The sequence below is a fragment of the Amycolatopsis sp. NPDC059657 genome, from assembly GCF_042734395.1.
Classification (GTDB): Bacteria; Actinomycetota; Actinomycetes; order Mycobacteriales; family Pseudonocardiaceae; genus Amycolatopsis.
Genome location: NZ_JBHWEB010000051.1, coordinates 1 through 21911, shown reverse-complemented (window position 1 = coordinate 21911; position 21911 = coordinate 1). Strand labels below are relative to the sequence as shown.

Annotated in this window: 13 protein-coding genes; 9 read left to right on the top strand and 4 right to left on the bottom strand. The window is 68.0% G+C overall.

Annotated features, from left to right (window positions below; genetic code table 11):
* Nucleotides 1-167: 167 nt before the first annotated feature.
* Together thrS and ACFV15_RS25970 are read left to right on the top strand one after the other, a co-directional pair.
* Nucleotides 168-2228, top strand: coding sequence for a threonine--tRNA ligase (gene thrS, locus ACFV15_RS25975; RefSeq protein ID WP_378353205.1), 2061 nt, complete (start codon nt 168-170; stop codon nt 2226-2228).
* Nucleotides 2225-2743, top strand: coding sequence for an HIT family protein (locus ACFV15_RS25970; RefSeq protein ID WP_378353204.1), 519 nt, complete (start codon nt 2225-2227; stop codon nt 2741-2743). Before thrS ends, ACFV15_RS25970 begins: the two co-directional genes overlap by 4 nt.
* 357 nt (nt 2744-3100) lie before the next feature.
* Here ACFV15_RS25970 and ACFV15_RS25965 read toward each other — a convergent pair whose 3' ends face one another.
* Both ACFV15_RS25965 and ACFV15_RS25960 read right to left on the bottom strand, forming a co-directional pair.
* A complete protein-coding gene (locus ACFV15_RS25965; RefSeq protein WP_378353203.1) occupies nt 3101-5278 on the bottom strand; it encodes an ATP-binding protein in 2178 nt (725 codons plus the stop codon).
* 193 nt (nt 5279-5471) lie between these two features.
* The gene (locus ACFV15_RS25960; RefSeq protein WP_378353202.1) at nt 5472-5621 is read right to left on the bottom strand and encodes a hypothetical protein; all 150 of its coding nucleotides are present in this window, start codon (nt 5619-5621) and stop codon (nt 5472-5474) included.
* Between the two features lie 281 nt (nt 5622-5902).
* Between ACFV15_RS25960 and ACFV15_RS25955 the strand changes: the two genes are divergently transcribed.
* Nucleotides 5903-6862, top strand: a complete 960-nt coding sequence (locus ACFV15_RS25955; RefSeq protein ID WP_378353201.1) for a hypothetical protein — start codon at nt 5903-5905, stop codon at nt 6860-6862.
* On the opposite strand, the gene ACFV15_RS25950 is transcribed toward ACFV15_RS25955, so the two are convergent.
* Entirely contained in the window at nt 6826-8814 is a 1989-nt protein-coding gene (locus tag ACFV15_RS25950) for a hypothetical protein (protein WP_378353200.1), read from the bottom strand. The two genes, ACFV15_RS25955 and ACFV15_RS25950, sit on opposite strands and share 37 nt — an antisense overlap.
* A 216-nt stretch (nt 8815-9030) precedes the next feature.
* On the opposite strand from ACFV15_RS25950, the gene ACFV15_RS25945 reads away from it, so the two are divergent.
* Entirely contained in the window at nt 9031-9639 is a 609-nt protein-coding gene (locus ACFV15_RS25945; protein WP_378353199.1) for a sigma-70 family RNA polymerase sigma factor, read from the top strand.
* On the opposite strand, the gene ACFV15_RS25940 is transcribed toward ACFV15_RS25945, so the two are convergent.
* Nucleotides 9636-10586: an SEFIR domain-containing protein gene (locus ACFV15_RS25940; protein ID WP_378353198.1), complete on the bottom strand. Its 951-nt coding sequence runs from the start codon at nt 10584-10586 to the stop codon at nt 9636-9638. The two genes, ACFV15_RS25945 and ACFV15_RS25940, sit on opposite strands and share 4 nt — an antisense overlap.
* A gap of 300 nt (nt 10587-10886) precedes the next feature.
* Here ACFV15_RS25940 and ACFV15_RS25935 point away from each other — a divergent pair, with 300 nt between their 5' ends.
* From ACFV15_RS25935 to ACFV15_RS25915, 5 genes are all read left to right on the top strand, one after another.
* Nucleotides 10887-11465 (top strand): TIR domain-containing protein, encoded by a 579-nt coding sequence (locus tag ACFV15_RS25935; protein WP_378353197.1) that lies wholly within the window; start codon nt 10887-10889, stop codon nt 11463-11465.
* A 3-nt stretch (nt 11466-11468) separates the two neighbouring features.
* Nucleotides 11469-13118 carry a CATRA system-associated protein gene (locus ACFV15_RS25930; RefSeq protein ID WP_378353196.1) on the top strand — a complete coding sequence of 550 codons (1650 nt, stop codon included), beginning with the start codon at nt 11469-11471 and terminating at the stop codon, nt 13116-13118.
* Complete coding sequence (locus ACFV15_RS25925) at nt 13115-13747, top strand: hypothetical protein (protein WP_378353195.1); 633 nt, start codon at nt 13115-13117, stop codon at nt 13745-13747. The genes ACFV15_RS25930 and ACFV15_RS25925 overlap by 4 nt, the downstream gene beginning before the upstream one ends.
* Nucleotides 13744-16857, top strand: a complete 3114-nt coding sequence (locus ACFV15_RS25920; protein WP_378353194.1) for an ATP-binding protein — start codon at nt 13744-13746, stop codon at nt 16855-16857. The genes ACFV15_RS25925 and ACFV15_RS25920 overlap by 4 nt, the downstream gene beginning before the upstream one ends.
* A 38-nt stretch (nt 16858-16895) precedes the next feature.
* Nucleotides 16896-21911, top strand: a 5016-nt coding sequence (locus ACFV15_RS25915) for an AAA domain-containing protein (protein WP_378353193.1), incomplete at its 3' end; no start/stop codon positions are given.

The following is a 21911-nucleotide window of genomic DNA, read 5'->3' as shown; positions in this document are numbered from 1 at the left end:
CCCCGCGCCCCCAATAAACCCGGGCCTCAAACAGCCTTTGTGTATGGGTGTTGTTCCCCTTGTTTAAAACCGGGGGGCAACACTCACGACCTAATCCGGGTGAAGCGGCCGGGGCGCGGCGACTAGCATCTGGTGGTCAACGTTTTGACCACCATGAGGAGTCCATCGTGTCCCAGCCGTCGTCAGTAGCAGCCGTAACCGCCTCGCGCGTGGTGGTACCGGCGGGCACTACGGCGGGCGCCGCGGTCCGGGAAGCCGGATTGCCGACCAAGGGGCCGGACACGATCGTCGTCGTGCGTGACGCCGAGGGCAACCTCCGCGACCTGGCCTGGGCCCCGGAGGCCGACGCCGAGGTCGAGCCCGTCGCCGCGAACACCGAGGACGGCCGCAGCGTCATCCGCCACTCGGCGGCGCACGTGCTCGCGCAGGCCGTGCAGCAGCAGTTCCCGCAGGCGAAGCTGGGCATCGGGCCGCCCGTCAAGGACGGCTTCTACTACGACTTCGCGGTCGACACCCCGTTCACCCCGGAAGACCTGCAGGCGCTGGAAAAGCGCATGAAGCAGATCGTCAAGGGCGCGCAGCAGTTCTCCCGCCGCGTCTTCGACTCGGTCGACGAGGCCAAGAAGGAACTGGCCGACGAGCCGTTCAAGCTCGAGCTGGTCGACATCAAGTCCGATGTGGACACTTCGGAGGTGATGGAGGTCGGCGGCGGCGAGCTGTCGATCTACGACAACCTCGACCCGCGCACCAAGGAGCGCGTGTGGAGTGACCTCTGCCGTGGCCCGCACGTCCCGACCACCAAGTTCATCCCGGCGTTCAAGCTGACCCGTGTCGCCGCCGCCTACTGGCGTGGCAACGACAAGAACCCGCAGCTGCAGCGCATCTACGGCACCGCGTGGGAGTCGACCGAGGCACAGGACGTCTACCTGGAGCGGCTGGCCGAGGCCGAGCGCCGCGACCACCGCAAGCTCGGTGTCGAGCTGGACCTGTTCTCCTTCCCCGACGAGATCGGCTCGGGGCTGGCCGTGTTCCACCCCAAGGGCGGGATCATCCGGCAGGAGATGGAGAACTACTCGCGCCAGCGTCACGTCGAAGCCGGGTATGACTTCGTCAACTCGCCGCACATCACCAAGGGCAACCTGTTCGAGGTCTCGGGCCACCTCGACTGGTACCGCGACGGCATGTACCCGGCGATGCACCTCGACGCCGAGTACAACGAGGACGGCACGGTCCGCAAGCCCGGCCAGGACTACTACCTCAAGCCGATGAACTGCCCGTTCCACGACCTGATCTTCCGCTCGCGCGGGCGCTCCTACCGTGAGCTGCCGCTGCGGATGTTCGAGTTCGGCTCGGTGTACCGCTACGAGAAGTCCGGCGTCGTGCACGGCCTCACCCGTGTGCGCGGCATGACGCAGGACGACGCGCACATCTTCTGCACCCCGGAGCAGGTGCCCGGTGAGCTCAAGTCCCTTTTGGACTTCGTGCTGAACCTGTTGCGCGACTACGGTCTCGACGACTTCTACCTCGAGCTGTCGACCAAGAACCCCGAGAAGTACGTCGGCTCGGACGAGGTATGGGAGAACGCGACCGAGGTGCTGCGCCAGGCCGCGCTCGACTCCGGGCTGGAGCTCGTGCCCGACCCCGGTGGCGCCGCGTTCTACGGCCCGAAGATCTCCGTGCAGGCCAAGGACGCGCTCGGCCGCACCTGGCAGATGTCGACCATCCAGCTGGACTTCAACCTGCCGGAGCGCTTCGAGCTCGAGTACACCGCCGGCGACGGCAGCCGCCAGCGCCCGGTGATGATCCACCGCGCGCTGTTCGGCTCGATCGAGCGGTTCTTCGGCGTGCTGACCGAGCACTACGCCGGCGCGTTCCCCGCCTGGCTCTCGCCGGTCCAGGTCGTCGGCATCCCGATCACCGAGGACCAGGTCGACCACCTCCGCGGCGTCGAGAAGGCGTTGCGCGCCAAGGGCATCCGCGTCAACGTCGACGCCAGCGACGACCGCATGCAGAAGAAGATCCGCACCCACACCACGCAGAAGGTCCCCTTCATGCTGCTGGCGGGCGCGAAGGACGTCGAGGCGGGCGCGGTCTCGTTCCGCTTCCGCGACGGCGGCCAGATCAACGGCGTCCCTGTCGACACCGCCGTCGAGGCGATCGCGGGCTGGGTCGCGCGCCGGGAGAACACTTCGCCGAACGTGGAGGCGCTGGAAGCGGTCATTAAGTGACCGAGCCCGTTCCGCAGGACGGCGCCGGGGTCCCGGACGCGTTGCAGCGTCTGTGGACCCCGCATCGCCTCGCCTACGTGCAGGGTGCGAAGCCCGACCAGGGCTGCCCGTTCTGCAACGCGCCAGGCCAGTCCGACGAGGACACCCTGGTACTCGCCCGCGGCGAGTGGGTCTACGCGCTGCTGAACCTGTACCCGTACAACCCCGGTCACCTGATGGTGGTCCCGTACCGCCACGTCGCGGACTACACGGACCTCACGCCGGAGGAGACGGTCGAGCTGGCCGAGTTCACCCAGCGCGCGATGGCCGTGGTCCGCGAGGTCTCCTCGGCGCACGGCTTCAACATCGGCATGAACCAGGGCGTCATCGCGGGCGCGGGCATCGCGGCGCACCTGCACCAGCACGTGGTCCCGCGCTGGGGCGGCGACGCCAACTTCATGCCGATCATCGGCCACACGAAGGTCCTGCCCCAGCTACTGGCCGAGACGCGCAAGCTCCTCGCCAACGCCTGGTAAGTGGTCGTGAGTGTTTTGGCCGGTTCTAACCGGCCGCAACGCTCACGACCTCCGCCTAGCAAAGCTAGCTTTCGCACCGGCTCGAGCGAGTGGAAGCTTTGCTGCGTTAGATGCAGAATTTCTTCCACTCGCGAGCCGGGCACCCCCGGCCGTACCGGGACGGCCAGGATCCGTGCAGGAGCGGCAATCTCGCGTACACGAAACGCAATCTCGCATACAGGAAGAGCAAGCCGGCGTGCGAGAGGAGTAAGGACCCGCCCCCGCATGCCTGCCCCCGGCGTACGCGAGCTTGCCCGTGGTGCACGCTGGTGGTCTGGGGTCGTGAGTGGTACGGCCGGTTCTAACCGGCCAAAACACTCACGACCACCGGATGCGGGCCTCGCCGATCATGAATGGGTTCAGGTCGGGGTGGACGTCGTCCGCGCGTTCCCAGAAGTCGGCCGCGAGGCCGTGCTCGCCTCGCGCCGCCGCGATATTGCCGATGCCCGTGTAGGCGCGCGCCGTCTCGTAGCTGCTTCCGCAGGCCTGCGCGCGGTCGGCGGCGTCGTGATAGGCCACGGTCGCGCGGTCGTGGTGCCCGGTGTGAAACCAGGCCCAGCCCAGGCAGTTGAGTGCCATCGCGGCGTCGAGGTCCAGCCCGAGCTCGTCGAAAACGGTGAGCGTCTCGGCGGCCAACGCGGCGGCTTCGGCCGCCCGTCCGAGCGGGATGAGCACGAGCGCGATGCCGCGATCGGTGATCGCGGCGTTGCGACGATTACCCGTCCGTGTGTAGAAAGCTTGCGCTTGCTGGAAGTCACGAAGCGCGTCGGTGTGCTTGCCGCGGTAATGGTCGGCCCAGGCGCGATGGGCGAGCGTCATGTTTTCGCCGTGCTCGTCGTCCAGCTCGCGATAGACCGCGAGCGCGTCGTCGTAGCAGGCGACGGCCGCTTCGAGGTCGCCGCTGTCGACGAACGCGACGCCGAGGTTCGCGGTCGTGGTCGCGAACACCCAGCGGTCGCCGAGCGCCTGGGCGGACGAGCGGGCCCACCGATGCGTCGCGATCCAGGGATCCCAGAGTTTGGCCATGAAGAAGAAGCCCCGCAGGAAGTGGGCGAGCTGCCAGCAGCGTTCGTGTTCGCCGCGCTCACCCGACACCCGGCACAGTGACACCAGGCCACGCCATTCGGCCCGGAACCAGGAGAGCGCGCTTTCGTCGTCCGCCAGCGGTATCGGCTCGGGTGGATGCTCGCCGAAGACCCGCTTGCGCACGAACCGGCGCGACGTGAGCAGGTGATCGCCGTGCGCGGCCACCTGCACCGTGAAGTCCAGCAGCCGCCGGAAAGCGCCCTCTCGCTCGGTGACGACGTCGGCGGCGAACAACTTCAGCAGATCGTGGAAGCCGTAGCGGTCCGGGGCCGGCTGGGTGAGCAGGTAGGCATCGTGGAGCCGGTTGAGCAGCCGATCGGTCTCCCGTGGTGGGAGGCCGCCGAGCGCGGTCGCCGCATGGAGATGCAGATCCTCGCCGGGATGCAGCGCGAGCAGGCCGAACAGTCTCGCCTCCGCCGGGGTGAGCTGTCGCAAGGACAACCGGAACGCGGCGAGCAGCGAGTGCTCGCCGTCGTCGAGTTCGCCGAGGCGTTCGGCTTCGGCGGCGAACCTGCGGTCGAGATCCTGGACCGTCCAGGTGGGATGGGCACGCAGCCGTGCCGCCGCGATCCGGATCGCGAGCGGCAGCCCGGCGCACCGTTCGACCACGCGGGTGACCACCTCGTCCGGCGCTGTGCCGGTGATCGAGACGAACAGATCGGCGGCCTCGGACGGGCTCAGCACGTCGAGCGTGATGTGCCGGGTGTCGTCCAGCGAACTCAGCCTCGACCGGCTGGTGATCAGCACCCGGCATTTCGGCTCGGCGGGCAGCAGCGGCCGCACCTGGGCGGCGCTGGAGACATTGTCGAACACCAGCAACAGGCTTCGGCCACGAAGCCGGGATTGGTAGACCATCGCCCGATCGTGTGGATCAGCGGGGATCTGTGCCGCGGGAACGCCGAGCCTGCGCAGCAGCCGGTCGTGCACAGCCGGCGAGTCCGCCGCTTCGCCGGGACTGTAGCCACGCAGGTCGAGGAACACACAACCGTCGGCGAACCCGGCTTCGAGGCGGTGCGCGCAGCGCTTGGCGAGCTCGGTCTTCCCGATGCCGCCCATGCCGGAGATGACGCAGACGCCGCCGTCGGTCTCCAGCGCGGCACGGACAGCCTGGAATTCGTCGGCGCGGCCGGTGAAAACAGCGGTGGTGGGCGGCAGTCCTGACGGCCGGGCGTCGGGACGGGTACGTCGTCTGGCGGGTTCGCGGGGCAGCAGCGCGGTCAGCACCCCGGTGAGCTGGAGTTGCTCTTCGCACGACTCGGCGAACGCCGCGTTCGGCAAGGCGAGGCCGGTCTCGACCTTGCTGAGATACCCCTTGCTGTAGTGCGTGCGTGCGGCGAGCTCGGTCAGCGAAATACCCGCCGCCCGGCGCAGGCGCCGCAGTTCGGCGCCGAAGGTCGCTCGTTCGCTCATCAGCACCCACCCTCGTCGGACGACCAGTATGGCCGCGGCGGCGACGGCCCGGCAGTGCCTTCGACGGCTGCGCGGACCGGCCGGGCCCGCGGACCCGGCCGGCTGCCGCGCGCGTTCGTGTGGCACCGCCCGCCTCAGCCGAGGACGAGGGTCAGCAGGGCCAGGATCAGGCCGATGTAGTGGGTCTGCATGATCAGCGCACCTCCTTTCGGTGAACGGGAGCCACGGGATCGGCCGGTTTCGCGGGTGCGGTGTCGTGGGTGGTGCCGAGCACCACGCCGGTCGTCAGTGCGAACAGCGACAGCCAGAAAGCAAGCCTCAGCAGCAGGGAAAACGAACACATGACCTTCATTCCGTCGCCTCCGATGGCAGCTTCAGGGCAGCACTCGAGAACACGGGAAGTCCGTGGATTCCGGTGGTTTTCGCCGCGGATTCGGTGCGGCCCACCAAGAATGCGTTCGGCGGAAGCGGGGCGACAAGGAGTTTCCCGTTTCCAACAGCGGCAGGAAAGAAAGAGGCAAAATAACGATCCCGGCCATCCGCCGTGATCGAGTGGACAACCGGCGACCGGAGTGACGAGTATTGGCGATCGTGCGTTTAACCCGCTTGGGAGGACTGGTGAACGTGAGCGCGACAGACCTGGTCGGCGAATTGAAACTGCTGCGCAAGGGCAGGGGGATTTCCGTCGTCGCACTGGGGCCACGTGTCGGCCCCGCGATGCGCGCGGCGTTCGGCATCGCCGACGCCGACGATGTCGCCGAGATCAGGCGCAAGCTCAGCGAGTCACTGGTCACCTTGTCCGCGTCGCTGCCGGAGGATTTGCGCACGGCGGCGCTCGCCGCGTTCGGCCTGCATGACCAGGCCAAACATCCGTTCCTGCAAGCCAGGGTCAGCTGGGTCGCGAGGGCGTTGGATCGCGATGAACGGACGGCGCGCCGTCGTATCGACGAAGGCATCGAACGCATCGCGGAGCTCGCCGTTTCCGTCCAGGCGGGGCTGCTGGAGCCCGCGTATCCGAGCCGCAGCTGGCACACCGAGGAGCTACGCGTGGCGCTCGCTCTGGATCAACGGGTGCCGGAGGCGTTCGAGTTCCGCCGGGTCGTCGCCGACGCCGATGACATCGCGGAATTGGATCTTGCGCTGACCCTCACCAACGCGCGGAAACGACGCGAAACGGTCGGGGAAAATGATCTCCAGGTGGATGTTTTCTATGGTGGCACGCTCGCGGAAACGGTGATGGAATCGAGCGAGCGGTTCGGCCTGATGCTGCACCTGCCGAAACCGCTTCGCCGTGACGCGCGTCATGACATCGCCTTGCGCTTCCGGGCCGTCTTCCGGCATCCGCACTACGTCTGCGTCCCCCGGCACCGGGTCGATTTATTCGACTTGCATGTCAAGTTCCCTCCATCCCTGCCGGGCACGATCGTCAAATTGGAGAATGTGTTCCAGGACGACGCCCGCGATCCGGCGGCCGGTGGCGAGGCGCTGACCCCGGACGGCTCCGGCGAGGTGCACGTCCAGTTCCGGGGACTCGCGCCCGGCTTCGCCTACGGGGTGCGCTGGGAGCCCGCCGGCGTGAGCTGACCTGGCCGCCCGCTCAGCGAGAGCGCCGCGGCGAGTTCGCGCCGCGTCGCCGCCGTCTCGGGATGGTCGCGCCCCAGCATGCTGATCCGAGGTTCGAGGATCGTCTCGAGCAGATCAGCCTGCTGGCCGAATTCGCGCAGCTGTCCGTGTGCGGCCGCCATTCCGTGCACGACCCGGTGATGCAGGCGGTGCCCGTAGCCGAGTACGCGAAGCACTGCCTGTTCGGTCACGGTCAGCACACGCAGGGCGTGGCCGGGATCGCCGTCTGTCAGCAGCGCGCGGTCGGCCATGACCCTGGCGGTGAGCGTCAGCGGGGCGTCGAGGCCATGGTGCTGTTCGTAGGAGGCTTCCAGCGCGCGCAGATCTTGAACCGTTCGCGAGTCGAGGGTGAACGTCACTTCGGCCAGCACCAGTTCGGCTTCGACGCACTGGGAATGCTGGTCGCGGCCTTGCGCCTGGTAGGCCTCGATTACCTCGGCCGCTACCTTTCTCGCTCGTTCCGGCCGGCCGGCATCGAGCAGGCTGATCGCGTGTTCGAGCTTGGCGGACAGGGTCAGGTCGTCGTCGGCAGGCGGTACCGGCAGGGCACCTTCAAACAGGGCCGCGGCTTCCGCCGGCCTGCCCCGCAGGCGTCGGGCATGGGCGAGGGCGACCACGAATCTCAGCCGGTCCGGCTCATCCGGTGGGAGCCGGTCGCCGTGCTCGTGCCAGAAGATCCGGTCGGCGGCGGCGTAGTCGCCTTGGCAGTCGAGGGCCTGCGCCGCGATCAGCGCGGCCGGGTTCCTGTCCTGCTCACCGGCCAGCTCCAACGCCGCGCGGGCGTGGCCGACCGCCTCCGCGTAGAGCCCGCACCCGATCTCGGCGCGTGCCGCGGCCGTGAGATCCGCGGCGACCGCGTCGCCGGTGGACAGGATCAGCGCGTGGGTCTCACCGGCGGCGTACCAGTCACCGAGCCGCTCGTAGGCGGCCGCGACCGGGCGTAGGAGCCGGGCCCGGTGGTCCGGAGCGTGTTCGGCGACGGCGCGGGCGTGCTGGAGCAGAAAGTCATGGTCCGGCGGCATGCTGAGCACGGCCTCGGCCGCGCGCTCGCGGAGCTCACCGGGTTCGAAGAGCGCGCCCGCCACCGTGCGTACCAAGGCCTGCACCAGCACCCCACCGTCCACTTGCGACACAAGGTCGAGCGCGGTGAGTTCGTGAACGGCTTGGGCCAGCTCAGTCGTGGCGAGCGCTTTGACGGCAAGCTCCACAGGGAACGGCACCGGCGCGAGCACGGTACTCAGCCGGAGAAGTTGTCGCGCAAGCGGACTGAGCCCGCCGAGCAGAGGGCGGATCGCTTCCGTGGCGGTGTCCGGCTGGTCGTCCAGCACGGCATCGTCGAGTGCGCCGATCGCCCGCAGTGTGAACGGATGGCCGCCGCAGCGCCGCACGAGGCGTCGTACCGCGGGGTCGTCGGCCTCGCCCAGGAGGCTCCCGCCTTCGTCCTCGGACAATCCCGGCAGGTCGAGTGTGGCGGTTCCCCATTCCGCGTGGCCCGCCCTGGTGGTGATGAGCGTGGCGATTCGGCCTCCTGGTGGGAAAAGCCGGTTCAGCACGGAGGGCGGAAGATCGGCGGGGACGTCGTCGACGAGCATCAGCAGACCCTTGGCGCACAGCCCGAGCAGCCTGGTGAGCGTGATGCCTGCGACGTCGTAGCCCAGCCGGGCGGTCATCGCTCTCGCGAGTGAAAGATGGAACTGGGAAAGGAACTCCTCCGGGGGATGGTGGCCGAACGGGCCGAGCCGGATGACGCCGGCGAACGCGTGGCGGAAACGAAAAGCGTACTGCTCCGCCAGCACCGTTTTGCCGATTCCCGGCGGACCTTGCAGTACCAGTGTCGCGGGTGCGGTGGTCAATGCCTGGTGTATCGCCAAGAGTTCGCGGTGACGGCCGACGATGCGCGCTGGTCCGGTCATCGGGTTCGCTCTCTTCCGATCGGGGTTCGTCCTTGTCCGTAACAGGATCGGCGCTCGCGAATGCGGTGGTACGGGGATTTCCGGAACTGTCCCGATTTTGGCGATCAATGACGGAAGTGCCGGACAAAACGTGGACAGTAACCCGTGCACCGTGGCATTACCGGGTGCTCCGGCCGACCATCGGGCATCCGAACCGAATCACCCCGGGAGCAGAACATGGGAATCGCCGACGAAAACGCACCGTCCGGATCGGACGGACGACCGCCAGTGCAAGAACTCGGCCCACTCGTGCTGGCGGCCAAGACAGGCGACCCCGGCGCACTGCAGACGTTGCTGAAGGCCGTCGAGCCCGCGCTGGTGCGCTACTGCCGCGGCCGCATGGGCCGTCGCGACTTCTCCTATCTTTCAGCGGACGATGTCGCCCAGGAGGCCTGTCTCGCCCTGTGCAAGATGCTGCCAGGCTACGAAGACCGCGGCGGCTCGTTCTACTACCTCGCCCGCGCCATCGCGGCCAACAAAGTCGTCGACGCCTACCGCGCGGTGTCGCGTGACAAGTCGGAGCCGATGCCCGACCTGCCGGAGACCGTGCTCACCACCAACGAGCCGGAAACCGAAGCGCTGCAAGCGGATCTCGGTGTCCGGCTCGGCAGGCTCATGGCCACGCTGCCCCGTATGCAGCAGGAGATTCTCACCTCCCGCGTGATGGCGGGCCTGACCGTCACCGAAACCGCGGCCGCGCTCGGCACCACCCCCGGCAACGTGCGCATCGCGCAACATCGCGCGCTGCGGAAGCTGCGCACGATGATCGAGCGTGACGAGTTCTAGCGCAGCGTCGGATCACCCCAGGCCAGTTCCGGCAGCCTGGTCGCCGTGGGACCGCGCTCGCCGAAGGGGCTCGGCCGGTACATCTCGAGCCGCAGCTTCAGTGCTCCGGTGACGTCCAGATCGATTTGCGCCGGTTTCCCCAGCGCGACGGTGATTTCCGGCCGGGGGACACTGTCGAGACAGATCCGGAAGTGTCCGACCTGGAACGGCTCGGCGGCATCGTCGAGTACCCCGGCGACCGCCGTCAGCCGCCGATACGCGACACCGAGTTCGATCTCGACGAACCCCAGCGGATCCGTGCCGGGCTTCTTCGGGCGGAACACGATGCTGTCTTCGTAGCGCACCCCGTTGATCGACGCGGCACCCACCCGGACATGAGCGCCGCCGGAAACCCATGGCAAGCCGTTGGCCAGCAACACTTCCGATGGCCGGTCCTCGTTCTGCCACCTACCACGCTCCGGCATGGGGAACTGCGGGCGCCCGGTGATCGCGGCCAGCAGGCCCGCCACGCCCTCCCTGGTGAACTCGTTGACGCGAAACCTTGTGGTGGAGTACGGGTTCAGGAAGCTCGGGATGTCGTCCAGCGACCGTCCGGGGAACACGACCGGCAGGAACCGTTCGGTCTCCTCGGCCAGGTTCCTGGTCAGGTTGTTCCGGATCATCGCGGCCTCGAACTGCGCACCGCGTCCCTTGTCGGGCGGAGCCAGGCCGTCGGCACGCCGCTTGTACTCGGGCGAGGCGATCACCAGCACATAGTCCGCTTCGGTCAGATGGTCGATCGCCCACAATGACCAATCGCGCCGCCGGTCGTCATCCCACTGGTCCAGCCGCACGTCGAGGCCGATCGCAGTGCGCAGGAAGTGGGCGAACAACCGCACTTTCTCCACGTGTTCAGGTGAATCATGTGAGTACGTCACGAAAACCCTTGGCGCGTCGCGGCCGGACATCGGCGCTCCTTTTCCTGCTCGCTGGAACTCGGTGACAGGCATTCTGGCCCGGCCGCCCCGCCGGGAACCGGACTTGTCGGCTGCTTGTCACCTTTCTGTCTTTTCCCGTGATTTTGTCCCGCCCGCGTTTATCGTGATCTTCACGCGCGGACATCCTTCCCGGTCAGAGTCGCCGTCGACCGCCCCGGCGTATGCGCTGGCCGGTAAATGTCCAGAAGTTGTCGATTTTTTGGACCTGTTTCGATTACGCCCCGTAGCCCTAACATCGGGGGCTGTCGGCGGCCGGGGGACGAGGGAGCGATGACGCGGGTGTACGAGTACGACGTGTTCATCAGCTACCCGCGTGCGGGCGGCGGGCACGCGCCCGCCTGGGTGCGCACGCACTTCTATCCGCTTCTCGTGGATTTACTGCAGGACAACGTCGAGCACCAGGCGAAGATCTTCTATGACGACAACATCGGGGTCGGCGGGAAATGGCCGCAGCAGGTGTGTGACGCGCTGCAGCGGGCGCGGGTGCTGGTCCCCGTCTGCTCGCCGAAGTATTTCCTTGATCAGTGGTGCCTCGCCGAATGGCATTCCATGGCCGAGCGGGAAAAGGTCGCCGACCACGAGCAACTCATCTATCCGGTGATCTTCAGCGATTCGATCAACTTCCCCGGGTATGCGCGCGAACGGCGCATGCGGTCGCTGAAGAAGTGGAACCAGCCCTATCCCCAGTATCAGCAGAGCCTCGAATACCACGACTTCCACCGAGAGGTGCAGCACATGGTGGAGGAACTGGTGGAGATCATCCAGCGCGTGCCGGAATGGCAGCCGGACTGGCCGGTGCGCACACCGATGCCCGATCAGCCCCCTGGCTCGAAGCTGCCGAGGTTCTGACCCATGCCGGGAACCGTCATCACGTTCTACTCGTACAAGGGTGGGGTGGGCCGCAGTTTCACGCTGGCCAACATCGCGGTACTGCTGGCGCGCTGGGGTCACCGGGTGCTGTGCGTCGACTGGGATCTGGAAGCACCCGGCCTGCACGACTACTTCCGGCCGATGATGAGCGCCGACGCCACCGGCGGCGTGCTGGATCTCGTCGACGACTTCCTCGCCGACCGGCTCCGGCCCGCGCGCCACACGACCCGGCTCACCGGGATGGGCAAGCTCGACCTGATCGCGGCGGGCCGCGATGACTTCGCCTACACCGGCCGGGTGCAGGCCATCGACTGGGAAAGCCTGTACGAGCAAGGATTCGGCGACTACCTGGAACAATGCCGCGAACGGTGGACGGCCGAGTACGACTTCATCCTGCTCGACAGCCGGACCGGCATCTCCGATATCGGCGGCATCTGCACCGCCCATCTCCCTGACCGGCTCGTCGTGCTGTTCACGGCCAATGTGCAGAGCATGGAAGGCGCCGTCGACATCGCCGAGCGCGCGGACGTGGCCCGCGACCGGATGCCCTACGACCGCCCCCGGCTGGCCATCTTGCCGGTGCTGTCCAGATTCGACGCCCGTGACGAGTATGCCCGCGCCGAGGAGTGGCGCCGCATCTGTCTCGACAAGACCAAGGGCTTGTTCAGCAACTGGCTCGACCGCGATGTCCCGCCGGAGCTGATGTCCCGGCACCTGACGTTGCCCTATGTCTCCTACTGGACCTTTGGCGAGGAACTCCCGGTCCGCTCGGAGCCGAACCCCACGGCCGACCAGATCAGCTACGCACTCGAAACGGTCGCCGCGGTCATCGCGCACCACTTCGACCGCACGGAGCTGCTGGCCCAGAACCGTGACGCCTATGTCGCCGCAGTCCGCACCGAGAACCGCACCTTCAGCCGCGAGGTCCGGGTGAGCACGCCACGGCCCACGTTGCCGGTCGCGAACGAACTGGTGCGCTATCTGGAAGCGGAGGGGATCCACGCCGAGCTTTCCTTGTCGGGCGACCGATCTCTGCTCGGCAGGAGCGACGACGGGGCGAGGCACCTCTGCCTCATCGTCGACCAGGAAGTGAGCCGGTGGCAGCAGGCGGAGGTCGAGCTGTTCCTCCACCGGACACTCGGCCAGGATCGCAGGCTCATCCCAGTGCTCACAGCGGAAACCGAACCCAACCGGCTGCCGGGGTATGTGGGCAATCTGCGCTACCTCCGGCTTGGACCCTCGCGTGGACCTGCCGAAGTGGCGAGGGGCCTGGTGGAACAGCTCACCGGTGTCGCAGGACTTGTCGACACGGGCGACGTCGATCTCGTCACCCTCATGCGGCAGGTCTCGGGTGCCCGGCTGCGTCCGCTGTTGTGGGAACTCGTGGACGAGCTCGTCACGGCGTTGACCGCCGCTGTCGGGGCCGGAGATGACTTGCGAGCGCAGGAACTCGGGGCCGATCTTGCGTTGGCGATCCGGCAACGGGTCAGCGAAAACGGGAGCAACCAGCACGTCGGCGTGCCCGCGGGCACCCAGGAGGCGATCGAGTGGGTTGAGCGGTACCTCGGCAGCCGGCACCAGTTCACAGGAAATCTCGGGGATCAGGCCCGGGCGGGAGAGGATCTCGGATGACGGATCGATTGGGACAGAAGCAGACCGCGGCGATGTTCACGCTGATGGTGCTCGCGCGCGAGGTGGAGAACCCGGAGCTGGAGTCCATTGTGGGCTTCCGGCTCGACGGTAAGGAGCGCAGGCAGCTGAACGACCTCAACCTGGTCGCCAGCTGGAAGCGCGGACGCCTCTTCGCACACGAGCTGACCGAGCGTGGCTGGGCTTGGTGCGAGGACGAAATGCGGGCTGGTGAACCGGCGCCGTCGTCGGTGCGCAGCACGCTCGCGAGTGCCATGTATGTCCTGCTCGGCGGGCTCGAAGGCTATCTGCGGCGGGAGAATCTGCGGTTGGCCCACATTTTCGCGCCTGATCAGCAGGTGGCGGCCGAGGATCTCGAAAGCCGCATCCGGGCCGCCTATGGCAAGCTCGCCAGTGCTCCCCGTGACTGGGTCGGCTTGGCGGAACTGCGTTCGCAGCTCGGCAACGTGCCAGCCGAAGCCGTCGATGCCGTGCTCAAGGAGCTGAGTAAGGCGAAGCAAGCGCATCTGGTGCCGGAATCGAACCGGAAGACGCTTACCGCGGCCGACCACCAGGCGGCGATCCGCATCGGCGGTGAGGACAACCACTTGCTCTCCATCGAGGCGTCATGATGGACCCGGCGACCGCGCTGTCGAACCTGCGTTTCGACTGGGCCGACACTCCCGACCACGTCTGGCGTGACTCGCCATATCACGTCGGCGGCTTGCACGCCGACGTTGCCGCCGAAGTCGACAAGGGGATCAGGGACGCCGCAGCGAGTGACGGTCCGAGCCCGATCGGCCTTGTACTACAAGGGAAGAAAGGGGTCGGCAAGACGCACTTGCTCGGTCTCGTCCGGCGGCAGGCGTATCGGTCGCGTGGGTACTTCTTCCTCGACGACCTCACCGCCGGTGACGCGTTCTGGGAGAACACCGCCGAGGCGATGCGCGGTGGTCTGTCCCGTGTGGACGAATCAGGGGTGCCGCAGCTGACGAGCTTCCTGCGCCGGATCTGCTTGCGAGCCGGGATCGACGCGCGGGCCACCGACCGAATCCTGAATGGACGAAGACTGACCAAAGAGGACCTCGACAAGTTCCTCAATGGACTGCGCGGGATCGATCGGCAGGTCGCCGTCGAGTGCGCCGACACCGCGCGGGCGATGGTGCTCTACGGCAGCGAAGACACCACGACCAGCTACATCGGAGATGACTACCTCGGCGGTTTCGAGGAGTCGAAGTCGGGGGACCGGCAGAAGTGGGGGATCCGGCCGCAGCCCAAGCCCGCGCTGACGACGGTGCGGGACATCAGCAAGCTGCTGGCGTTGACCGGGCCGGTGGTCATCGCCGTCGACCAGCTTGACACCTTGATCGCCCGTTCCGATTTGAGCACGAAGGAAGCCGGGGCGATCTCCGACAGCGACCGGCTGGTCGGGCAGATCGCGGACGGCCTGATGCGGTTGCGCGAGGTGACCCGCCGGACGGTGACGGTGCTCGCCTGCCTGCCCAACACCTGGACCCAGATCAAGTCGAAGGCGGCCGACACGGTGCCCGACCGCTTCCGCGAGCACCTGACGCTGGGCCGCGTCACGGACGCCGGACTCGGCCGCGAGCTGATCGCGAAGCGCCTTGGCGCCGCGTACAAGGAGATGGGCTTCGTACCGCCGCACCCGACTTGGCCCGTGGCGCCGGAGGCGTTCGAGGGGGACTGGGACGAGTGGACACCGCGAGAGCTGCTGAAGCGCGTCAGCGCGCATATCGACCTGTGCGTCCGCACCGGGCAGATCCGCGAGCTGACCACATTCGACGATCAGGCGGCGCCCCGGCCCGTCGCGCCACGGCCGGAGCTGAGGCCGGACCGTTTCGCGGAGTTGGACGTGCGGTTCAAAGAGCTGCGGTCGACGGCGGACGTCGCGGCATTGCTCGACCAGCGCACCGAGGACAAGGTGATGCCTGGTCTGCTGTCTGCCGCGTTGCGTGGCTGGATCACCGAGGTCGGGGATGACAATCTCGAGTGGGCCTGGGCCACTCGCAACGAGCGGAACGAACTGCACGCGTGGCTCACCCACACCATCGACGAGGCGTCGGACCTCGAAGAGCACTGGGCGTTCCGTGCGATCTCACCGCCGCATCCGATCGCGGTGCTGCACCGGCTTCGCAAGGCTCGGTCGGCCGCCGGAATGCGGCAGGGAGCTGACAACCGGCACCTGATCTTGCTGCGCAATTCGCCGTGGTCGAAGGGCGACAAGACGCAGGCGGAACTCAAGGCCTTCGAAGCTGCGGGCGGGCAGCGTCTCAAGCTGTCGGAGTCGGATGTTCGCACGTTCTGGGCTCTGGACAAGATGTTCGCCGAGGCGCCTGCAGGGTTGCACGAGTGGTTGGTGGAGCGGCGCCATGCCGGTCGGTCGGCGTTGCTGTCGGCCGTCCTGCCCGACGAACTCCCACCGCGTGCTGCTACCGAAGAGGTAGCCGCGGTCACCGAGGAGGTGACGCGGCTGGAGCCTTCCGTCGACGGCGAGATCACGCTCGGCACATCGGTCAAGGGCGGGGAACCGGTGCGGGTCGAACTGGCCGCGCTGCGTAAGCACGCCGCGGTGTTCGCGGGTTCGGGATCAGGGAAGACGGTCCTGCTCAGGCGGATCATCGAAGAGTGCGCGTTGCTGGGCGTGTCCACGATCGTGCTCGACCCGAACAACGACCTCGCGCGGCTCGGCGATGCCTGGCCGGAGGAACCCGGGGCCTGGGGACCCGACGACGCGACGCTGGCCAAGCGGTACCTCGCGGAGACGGACGTGGTCGTGTGGACGCCGGGGCGTGCTTCCGGCAGGCCGCTGGCCTTCCAGCCGCTGCCGGACTTCGCGGGCGTCCTCGACGACGAGGATGAATTCGCCGCCGCTGTCGAAGTGGCGGTGGCGACGCTGGCTCCGCAGGTGCGGCTGACCGGGACCACGGTCAAGACCAACATCGGGCTGGCGGTGCTGCGGCAGGCGGTCGTCCACCATGCGCGGACCGGGTCGCGGAGCCTGCCTGGGCTGATCGAGGTGCTCTCGGATCTGCCGGAGGGCGTGAGCACGCTCAACAACAGCGGGCGTGTCGCCGGGGATCTGGCCGAGGCGCTCAAGGCCGCGATGGTCAACGACCCGCTGCTGGCAGGCGGGGGAGAACCCGTCGACCCCGGGACTCTGCTCAGTCCGCGTGCGGGCAAGCGGGCCAGGGTATCCGTGATCAGCTTCATCGGGCTGCCCGCCGAGGAGCAGCGGCAGAACTTCGTCAACCAGCTGCAGATGGAGCTTTTCGCTTGGATCAAGCGAAATCCGGCCGGTGACAAGCCGCTGGGCGCGCTCTTCGTGATGGACGAGGCACAGATGCTCGCCGCTTCGGGGACGCTCACGGCTAGTACGCGCAGCACGATCGTGCTGGCTTCTCAAGCGCGTAAGTACGGGCTCGGGCTGCTGTTCGCCACTCAAGCGCCGAAGGGCTTGCACAACCAGGTCGTCGGCAATGCCATGACGCAGTTCTTCGGAAGGCTTAACAGCCCGGCACAGATCGCGGCCGCCAACGACCTTGCCAGGGCGAAGGGCAGTCCGGTCGCCGATATCTCGCGGCTGGAGCGTGCTCAGTTCTATGTGGCGAGCGAGGCGTTCGGGTTCCGGCAAGTCACGACGCCGCTGTGCCTGACGCATCACCCGGCCAGCCCGCTGCGCGTCGAGGAGGTGATCGAGCGGGCTCAGCGCGAGAACCACTGAACGGACAGTGATCGGGTTTCAGCAGCTTGGGTGGTGGGATGGATACGTCGTTGGCGGACCGGGCGCGTCGGTTGTTCGAGTTCCTGCGGGGTGCGCAGCGGCTGAAGTCCAGCCCGGTGCGCTCGGTGGACGCCTATCAGCGCGAAGGCGAGGTGATCTGGCTCTCCGACCTGCCCGAGCACCCGGCGATCACCGTGGTCGAGGCGGGCGGCGAGGGTCCGCTGCTGGCCGTCGAGCGCGTGGTGGTGGCCGATCCGCCGGACCCCGGCGACGAGCTGGGCCGCTGGCTGACCGAGCCGCTCGACCAGCCGGACGAGGAGCCGTCGCTGCGCGAGCGCATTGTCGAACCGTCCGATGAGGACACTCCGAAGACACTGGAACTGAGCGACTTCCCTCGGATGCGGGCTCGTTTCAGCAGCTGGTTCGCACGCTGGGAGTCGTGGGCCGACCAGGCGCGGACCGACCGCCCGGCGCGTGACCTCTATGCGAGGCTCCACCAGATCTACATCACCTCGACGGAGAGCCCGGAGGACTTCGAACTCATCGTGGGCACCGGCTGCCTGAGCTGGCAGCCGATCAAACGGCATCTGCTGACCAGCGCCGTCGCGGTGCACTTCGACGACAGGACCGGGGTGCTGGAGGTCCGTGCCGTCGAGTCGAGCGAGCCCGTGCGGCTCGAACTGGACATGGTCGACCCCGGGCTGATCACCGCCCCTGACAAGGTCAACGAGATCCAGGCGGATGTCAAAGCCTATGAGGGACCAGCGCTGGACCGTGCTGCCACCGGCGACTTCGTCCGCAGGCTTGTACACAGCCTCGATGCCGACGGCGAGTACCGCGACGAGGACCTGCACGCACCGCCTGGCAGGCACGCGGTCGCCGCGTTCGCGCCCGCGATCATCCTGCGCAGGCGCACCTACCAGGGCCTGATCGAAATCTTCGACACCATGCTCACCCAGCTCGACCGGACCGGCGAGGTGCCGGACGGGCTGATCCCGCTGCTCGATCCCGATCATGTCCCGACCGCGCCGGAGGCGGCGGGCGAGGGCGCGATACTGAACGTCGACGGCGAGCCGTTCCTGCCGATGCCGGTCAACGACAAGCAGCTATCGGTCATCAGGCGCGTCGACGTGCTCGCCCAGACGCTGGTTCAAGGGCCGCCCGGCACCGGGAAGACGCACACCGCCGCCGCGTTGATCTCCCATCTGCTCGCCCAGGGCAAGCGGGTGCTGGTCACCGCGCAGACCGATCGCGCGCTCCGCGAGGTCAGGGACAAGCTGCCCGACGAGATCAAGCCGCTCGCCGTGGCCGTCGTCGGCACCTCCCGTGAGGACATGGCCGACCTCAAGCTCGCCGTCCAGGAGATCGCGGCGGCCGCGAGCGACCATGACGCCGAGGCGAACGCCCGGGTCATCCGGGACCACCTCGCCACGGTCGACCGGCTGACCCGTGACCGCGCCGAGCTGCACAGCAGGCTGCTCGAAGCACGGGAACGCGAGGTCAGAGACCGCGAACACCAGGGTTACCGCGGCACGCTGTCGGCGATCGCCCAGCGGCTCACCTCCGAACAGGACCAGTACGGCTGGCTCGGGCATGCCGCCGGCGAACCGCCGCTGACCAGCGGCGAAGCGACGGAGTGGCTCGGCTTCCTGCTCGACGGCGGTCTCGGGGCCGACGAAGCGCAGGCCCGCTGCCGGCTGATCGAGGTTGACCGGCTGCCCGACCCGGCCCGGTTCGCGCGCCTGGTCACGGACGAACGTGCCGCGACGGAGCAGGCACAGCGGTTCGCACGCGTGGTCAGGCATCCGGCGTTCGCCGCGGTGTCGAGGCTGGAACCCGGTCAGCGTGCCGAAGTCCGGCAACGGCTGCGCGAACTCGCCGCCGAGACGGAACAGCTCGCCGGACGCCGCGAGCAGTGGCTGGCCGACGCGCTGCGTGATGTCCGATGTGGACGCGCGGAACCGTGGCGGGCACGGGCCGCGACCATCGCGGACCTGGTGTCCACTTGTGCCACTTCGGCGGCGCGTGTCGGCCCGCTCGTCGAGGTTTCGGTGCTGGAAGGCGATATCGGCGGGCACCTCGCACTCGCCACTGAAGTGCGCAGGTTCCTCGACGGCGGCGGGACGATCAAGACCATGGCCGACGGTGCGCCGAAGATCGGCGCTTTCGCGCACAAGACCGTCAAACAGGCGCAGCCGTTGTTCGACGCGGTCAGGATCGACGGCGTCGCGCCGACATCGATCGCGCGGCTGGAGACGTTCACCGCCTGGGCCGAGGCGACGAAGGCACTGACCGCGCTGGACCGCGCGTGGCCGGAGAACACCGTCATCCCACCGGAAGACACCGTGCAGGAACGGCTCCACTGGCATGTCACCGAGCTCGCCCAGCTGCGCCGGGTGCTCGCGCTCGCCGACCGGCTGGCCATCGAGGAGCAGCGGCTCCAGTCGCTGAAGCTCCCGCCGCCGAACTGGGCCGACCTCGCCGACGTCCGCTGGTACGCGGGTCTCGTGGACGCCGTGTCGGCGCAGGAAGCCTTGGCGGCGGCCAGAAAGCCGCTCGCCGACCTGGAGACTTCGCTCGGTGAGACGGCACAGTGGGCGGACGCCGCGCGGTGCGTCGTGGAACTGCTGGACGCGGTGCGGAGCCGTCGTCACGAGGATTTCGCCACCGCGCAAGAGAAACTGGCCAGGCTGTGGCGGGTGCGGAAGCAGGCGTCACGCCGCGACGAGCTCGGCTCGCGGCTCGGCGATGTCGCGCCGGAGCTGCGTCGCATGATCGAGGACACCCGGCACGAAAGCGTGTGGCAGGCCAGGATGCCAGGGTTCGCGGAAGCGTGGCGCTGGGCGGCCACCCGAGCCTGGGTGAGTGAGCTGGACGCGATCGACGTCAACGCGGTGCAGTCCCGGATCAGCGCCATCGAGCGAAACCTCCGGAAGGAGGTCTCGGCCGTCGCGGCCTGCCGGGCCTGGGACCACGCCGCGTCGCCGGACCGGCTCAGCGGCACCGCGCGCGCCGACCTGACCCAATACGCGCAGCTGGTGCAGCGGGCGGGCAAGAACACCGGCGCCTACCGGCATCAGCGCCGCGCGGAGATCCGCAAGGCGATGGACCGGTGCCGCCCGTCCGTGCCGGTGTGGATCATGCCGATCTACCGCATCGCAGAGCAGCTGCGCGTGCGGCCTGACATGTTCGACGTGGTGGTGGTCGACGAGGCGTCGCAGGCGGGCACCGAGGCCGTCTTCCTGCAGTACCTGGCGAAGAAGATCGTCGTGATCGGCGACGACAAGCAGGTTTCGCCGTCCGCGGTCGGTGTCGACCAGCAGGAGCTGCGTGACCTCGCGCGGCGGTACCTGGCCGACGACCGGTACCGCGATTCCTGGCAGGACCCGAAGCGGAGCCTCTTCGACGAGGCCAAGATGCGCTACGGCGGGCTGATCACGCTGACCGAGCATCGCCGGTGCGTGCCCGAGATCATCGGGTTCTCCAACCGGATCGCCTACGAGCCGGACGGCATCCGGCTGATCCCGGTCCGGCAGTACGGAGTGGACAGGCTCGAGCCGGTCAAGGCGGTGTACCTCGCGGACGGCTACGAGCGAGGTGTCACGCACAAGAGCAATCCGGTCGAGGCGGAGGCGATCGCCGGGCAGATCGAGAAGTGCGTCGCCGACCCGGCCTACGACGGCAAGACGTTCGGCGTCATCTCGCTGCTCGGTCCCGCTCAGGCGAAGGCCATCGAGTCATTGCTGCTCGCGCGGATCCCGCGTGAGGAATGGGCGAGCCGCGACCTGCGCTGCGGGGACGCCGCGGACTTCCAGGGCTCCGAGCGGGACGTGATGTTCCTGTCGATGGTGGCCGCCCCGATGCCGGACAAGCGCATGGTGGCGCTGACGCAGGAGCAGTACGTCCAGCGCTTCAACGTCGCCGTCTCACGGGCGAAGGACCAGGTCTGGGTGTTCCACTCGGTGCGGGCGGACGAGCTGCCGAACCGGGAGTGCATGCGGTTCCAGCTGCTCGACTACAGCTACGGCGTGCCCCCACGCCTAGCGCGCGCGGACGTGGTGTGCGAGGTGGTGCCGGAGGACCGGCCGGTCGAGCCGTTCGACTCGCTGTTCGAGCAGCGGGTGTTCAACCGGATCGTGGACCGCGGTTACACGGTGATTCCGCAGTACGAGGCGCAGGGGTACCGCATCGACCTGGTGATCGTCGGCGGGCATGGGCGGCTGGCCGTCGAGTGCGACGGCGACCGGTGGCACGGCCCTGAGGCCTACGACCACGATCTGGCGCGGCAGCGTGATCTCGAACGCTGCGGCTGGCGGTTCGTCCGCATCCCGGGTTCCGCGTTCGACGTCGATCCGGCGGCCGCGCTCGCCGGACTGTGGGAGATCTTGAGCGATGAGGAGATCAGGCCTGCGGGCTGGACACCGGTGGCCGAAACCGCCGAGCCCGAGTGGCCCGCGGAGGAGGGGGTGCTCCTCGACGACGCCTCGCCGGAAACGTATGTGGAGTATTCCGGCGTCCAGCCACCCGTGGCGGAGGTGTCGCGGAACGAGCTGATCGAGGGCATCGCGGAGATCGTCGCGGTGGAGGGCCCGATGCTCGGCGAGCGAATCCATCGCGTCTACATCCAGAGCTCGGGCGGCCGCAGGGTCGGCTCGGAGCTGGCGCGTTCGCTCAACTCCGCGGTGAGCCTGGCCGTCCGGCGTGGTGTGCTGGTCGCGGACGACCCGCTTCGGCAATCCGGGGTCCGCCCGATCACCTACCGTCTCCCGGATCAGCCGCCGGTGCGGCTCCGGGAGCTGGGACCCCGTGACCTGCACGACATGCCCCCGCGCGAACTTGCCGCGGTCATGTCCGAAATAGCCGAAAGCCTGGGCTGGACCGACGAGGAAGCCCTCTTCCGCGCGGTACTCGACAAGCTCGGCCTGAAGCGCTTGACCGCCAACGTCCGGTCCCTCTTGGCCGACGTCGCCGCCTTCGCGCAAACGGGGTCGTTGGGGGGTTGGGGGCGGGTATTAAGTCCCGGACAAAAACCAACCCCCCTGAATGAAAGCAGA

Bases quoted from the DNA above. Each gene is read 5' to 3' on its own strand.
- ACFV15_RS25965 (WP_378353203.1), bottom strand. From the start codon at position 5,278: ATGAGCGAACGAGCGACCTTCGGCGCCGAACTGCGGCGCCTGCGCCGG.
- ACFV15_RS25960 (WP_378353202.1), bottom strand. From the start codon at position 5,621: ATGTGTTCGTTTTCCCTGCTGCTGAGGCTTGCTTTCTGGCTGTCGCTG.
- ACFV15_RS25950 (WP_378353200.1), bottom strand. From the start codon at position 8,814: ATGACCGGACCAGCGCGCATCGTCGGCCGTCACCGCGAACTCTTGGCG.
- ACFV15_RS25945 (WP_378353199.1), top strand. From the start codon at position 9,031: ATGGGAATCGCCGACGAAAACGCACCGTCCGGATCGGACGGACGACCG.
- ACFV15_RS25940 (WP_378353198.1), bottom strand. From the start codon at position 10,586: ATGTCCGGCCGCGACGCGCCAAGGGTTTTCGTGACGTACTCACATGAT.
- ACFV15_RS25935 (WP_378353197.1), top strand. From the start codon at position 10,887: ATGACGCGGGTGTACGAGTACGACGTGTTCATCAGCTACCCGCGTGCG.
- ACFV15_RS25930 (WP_378353196.1), top strand. From the start codon at position 11,469: ATGCCGGGAACCGTCATCACGTTCTACTCGTACAAGGGTGGGGTGGGC.
- ACFV15_RS25925 (WP_378353195.1), top strand. From the start codon at position 13,115: ATGACGGATCGATTGGGACAGAAGCAGACCGCGGCGATGTTCACGCTG.
- ACFV15_RS25920 (WP_378353194.1), top strand. From the start codon at position 13,744: ATGATGGACCCGGCGACCGCGCTGTCGAACCTGCGTTTCGACTGGGCC.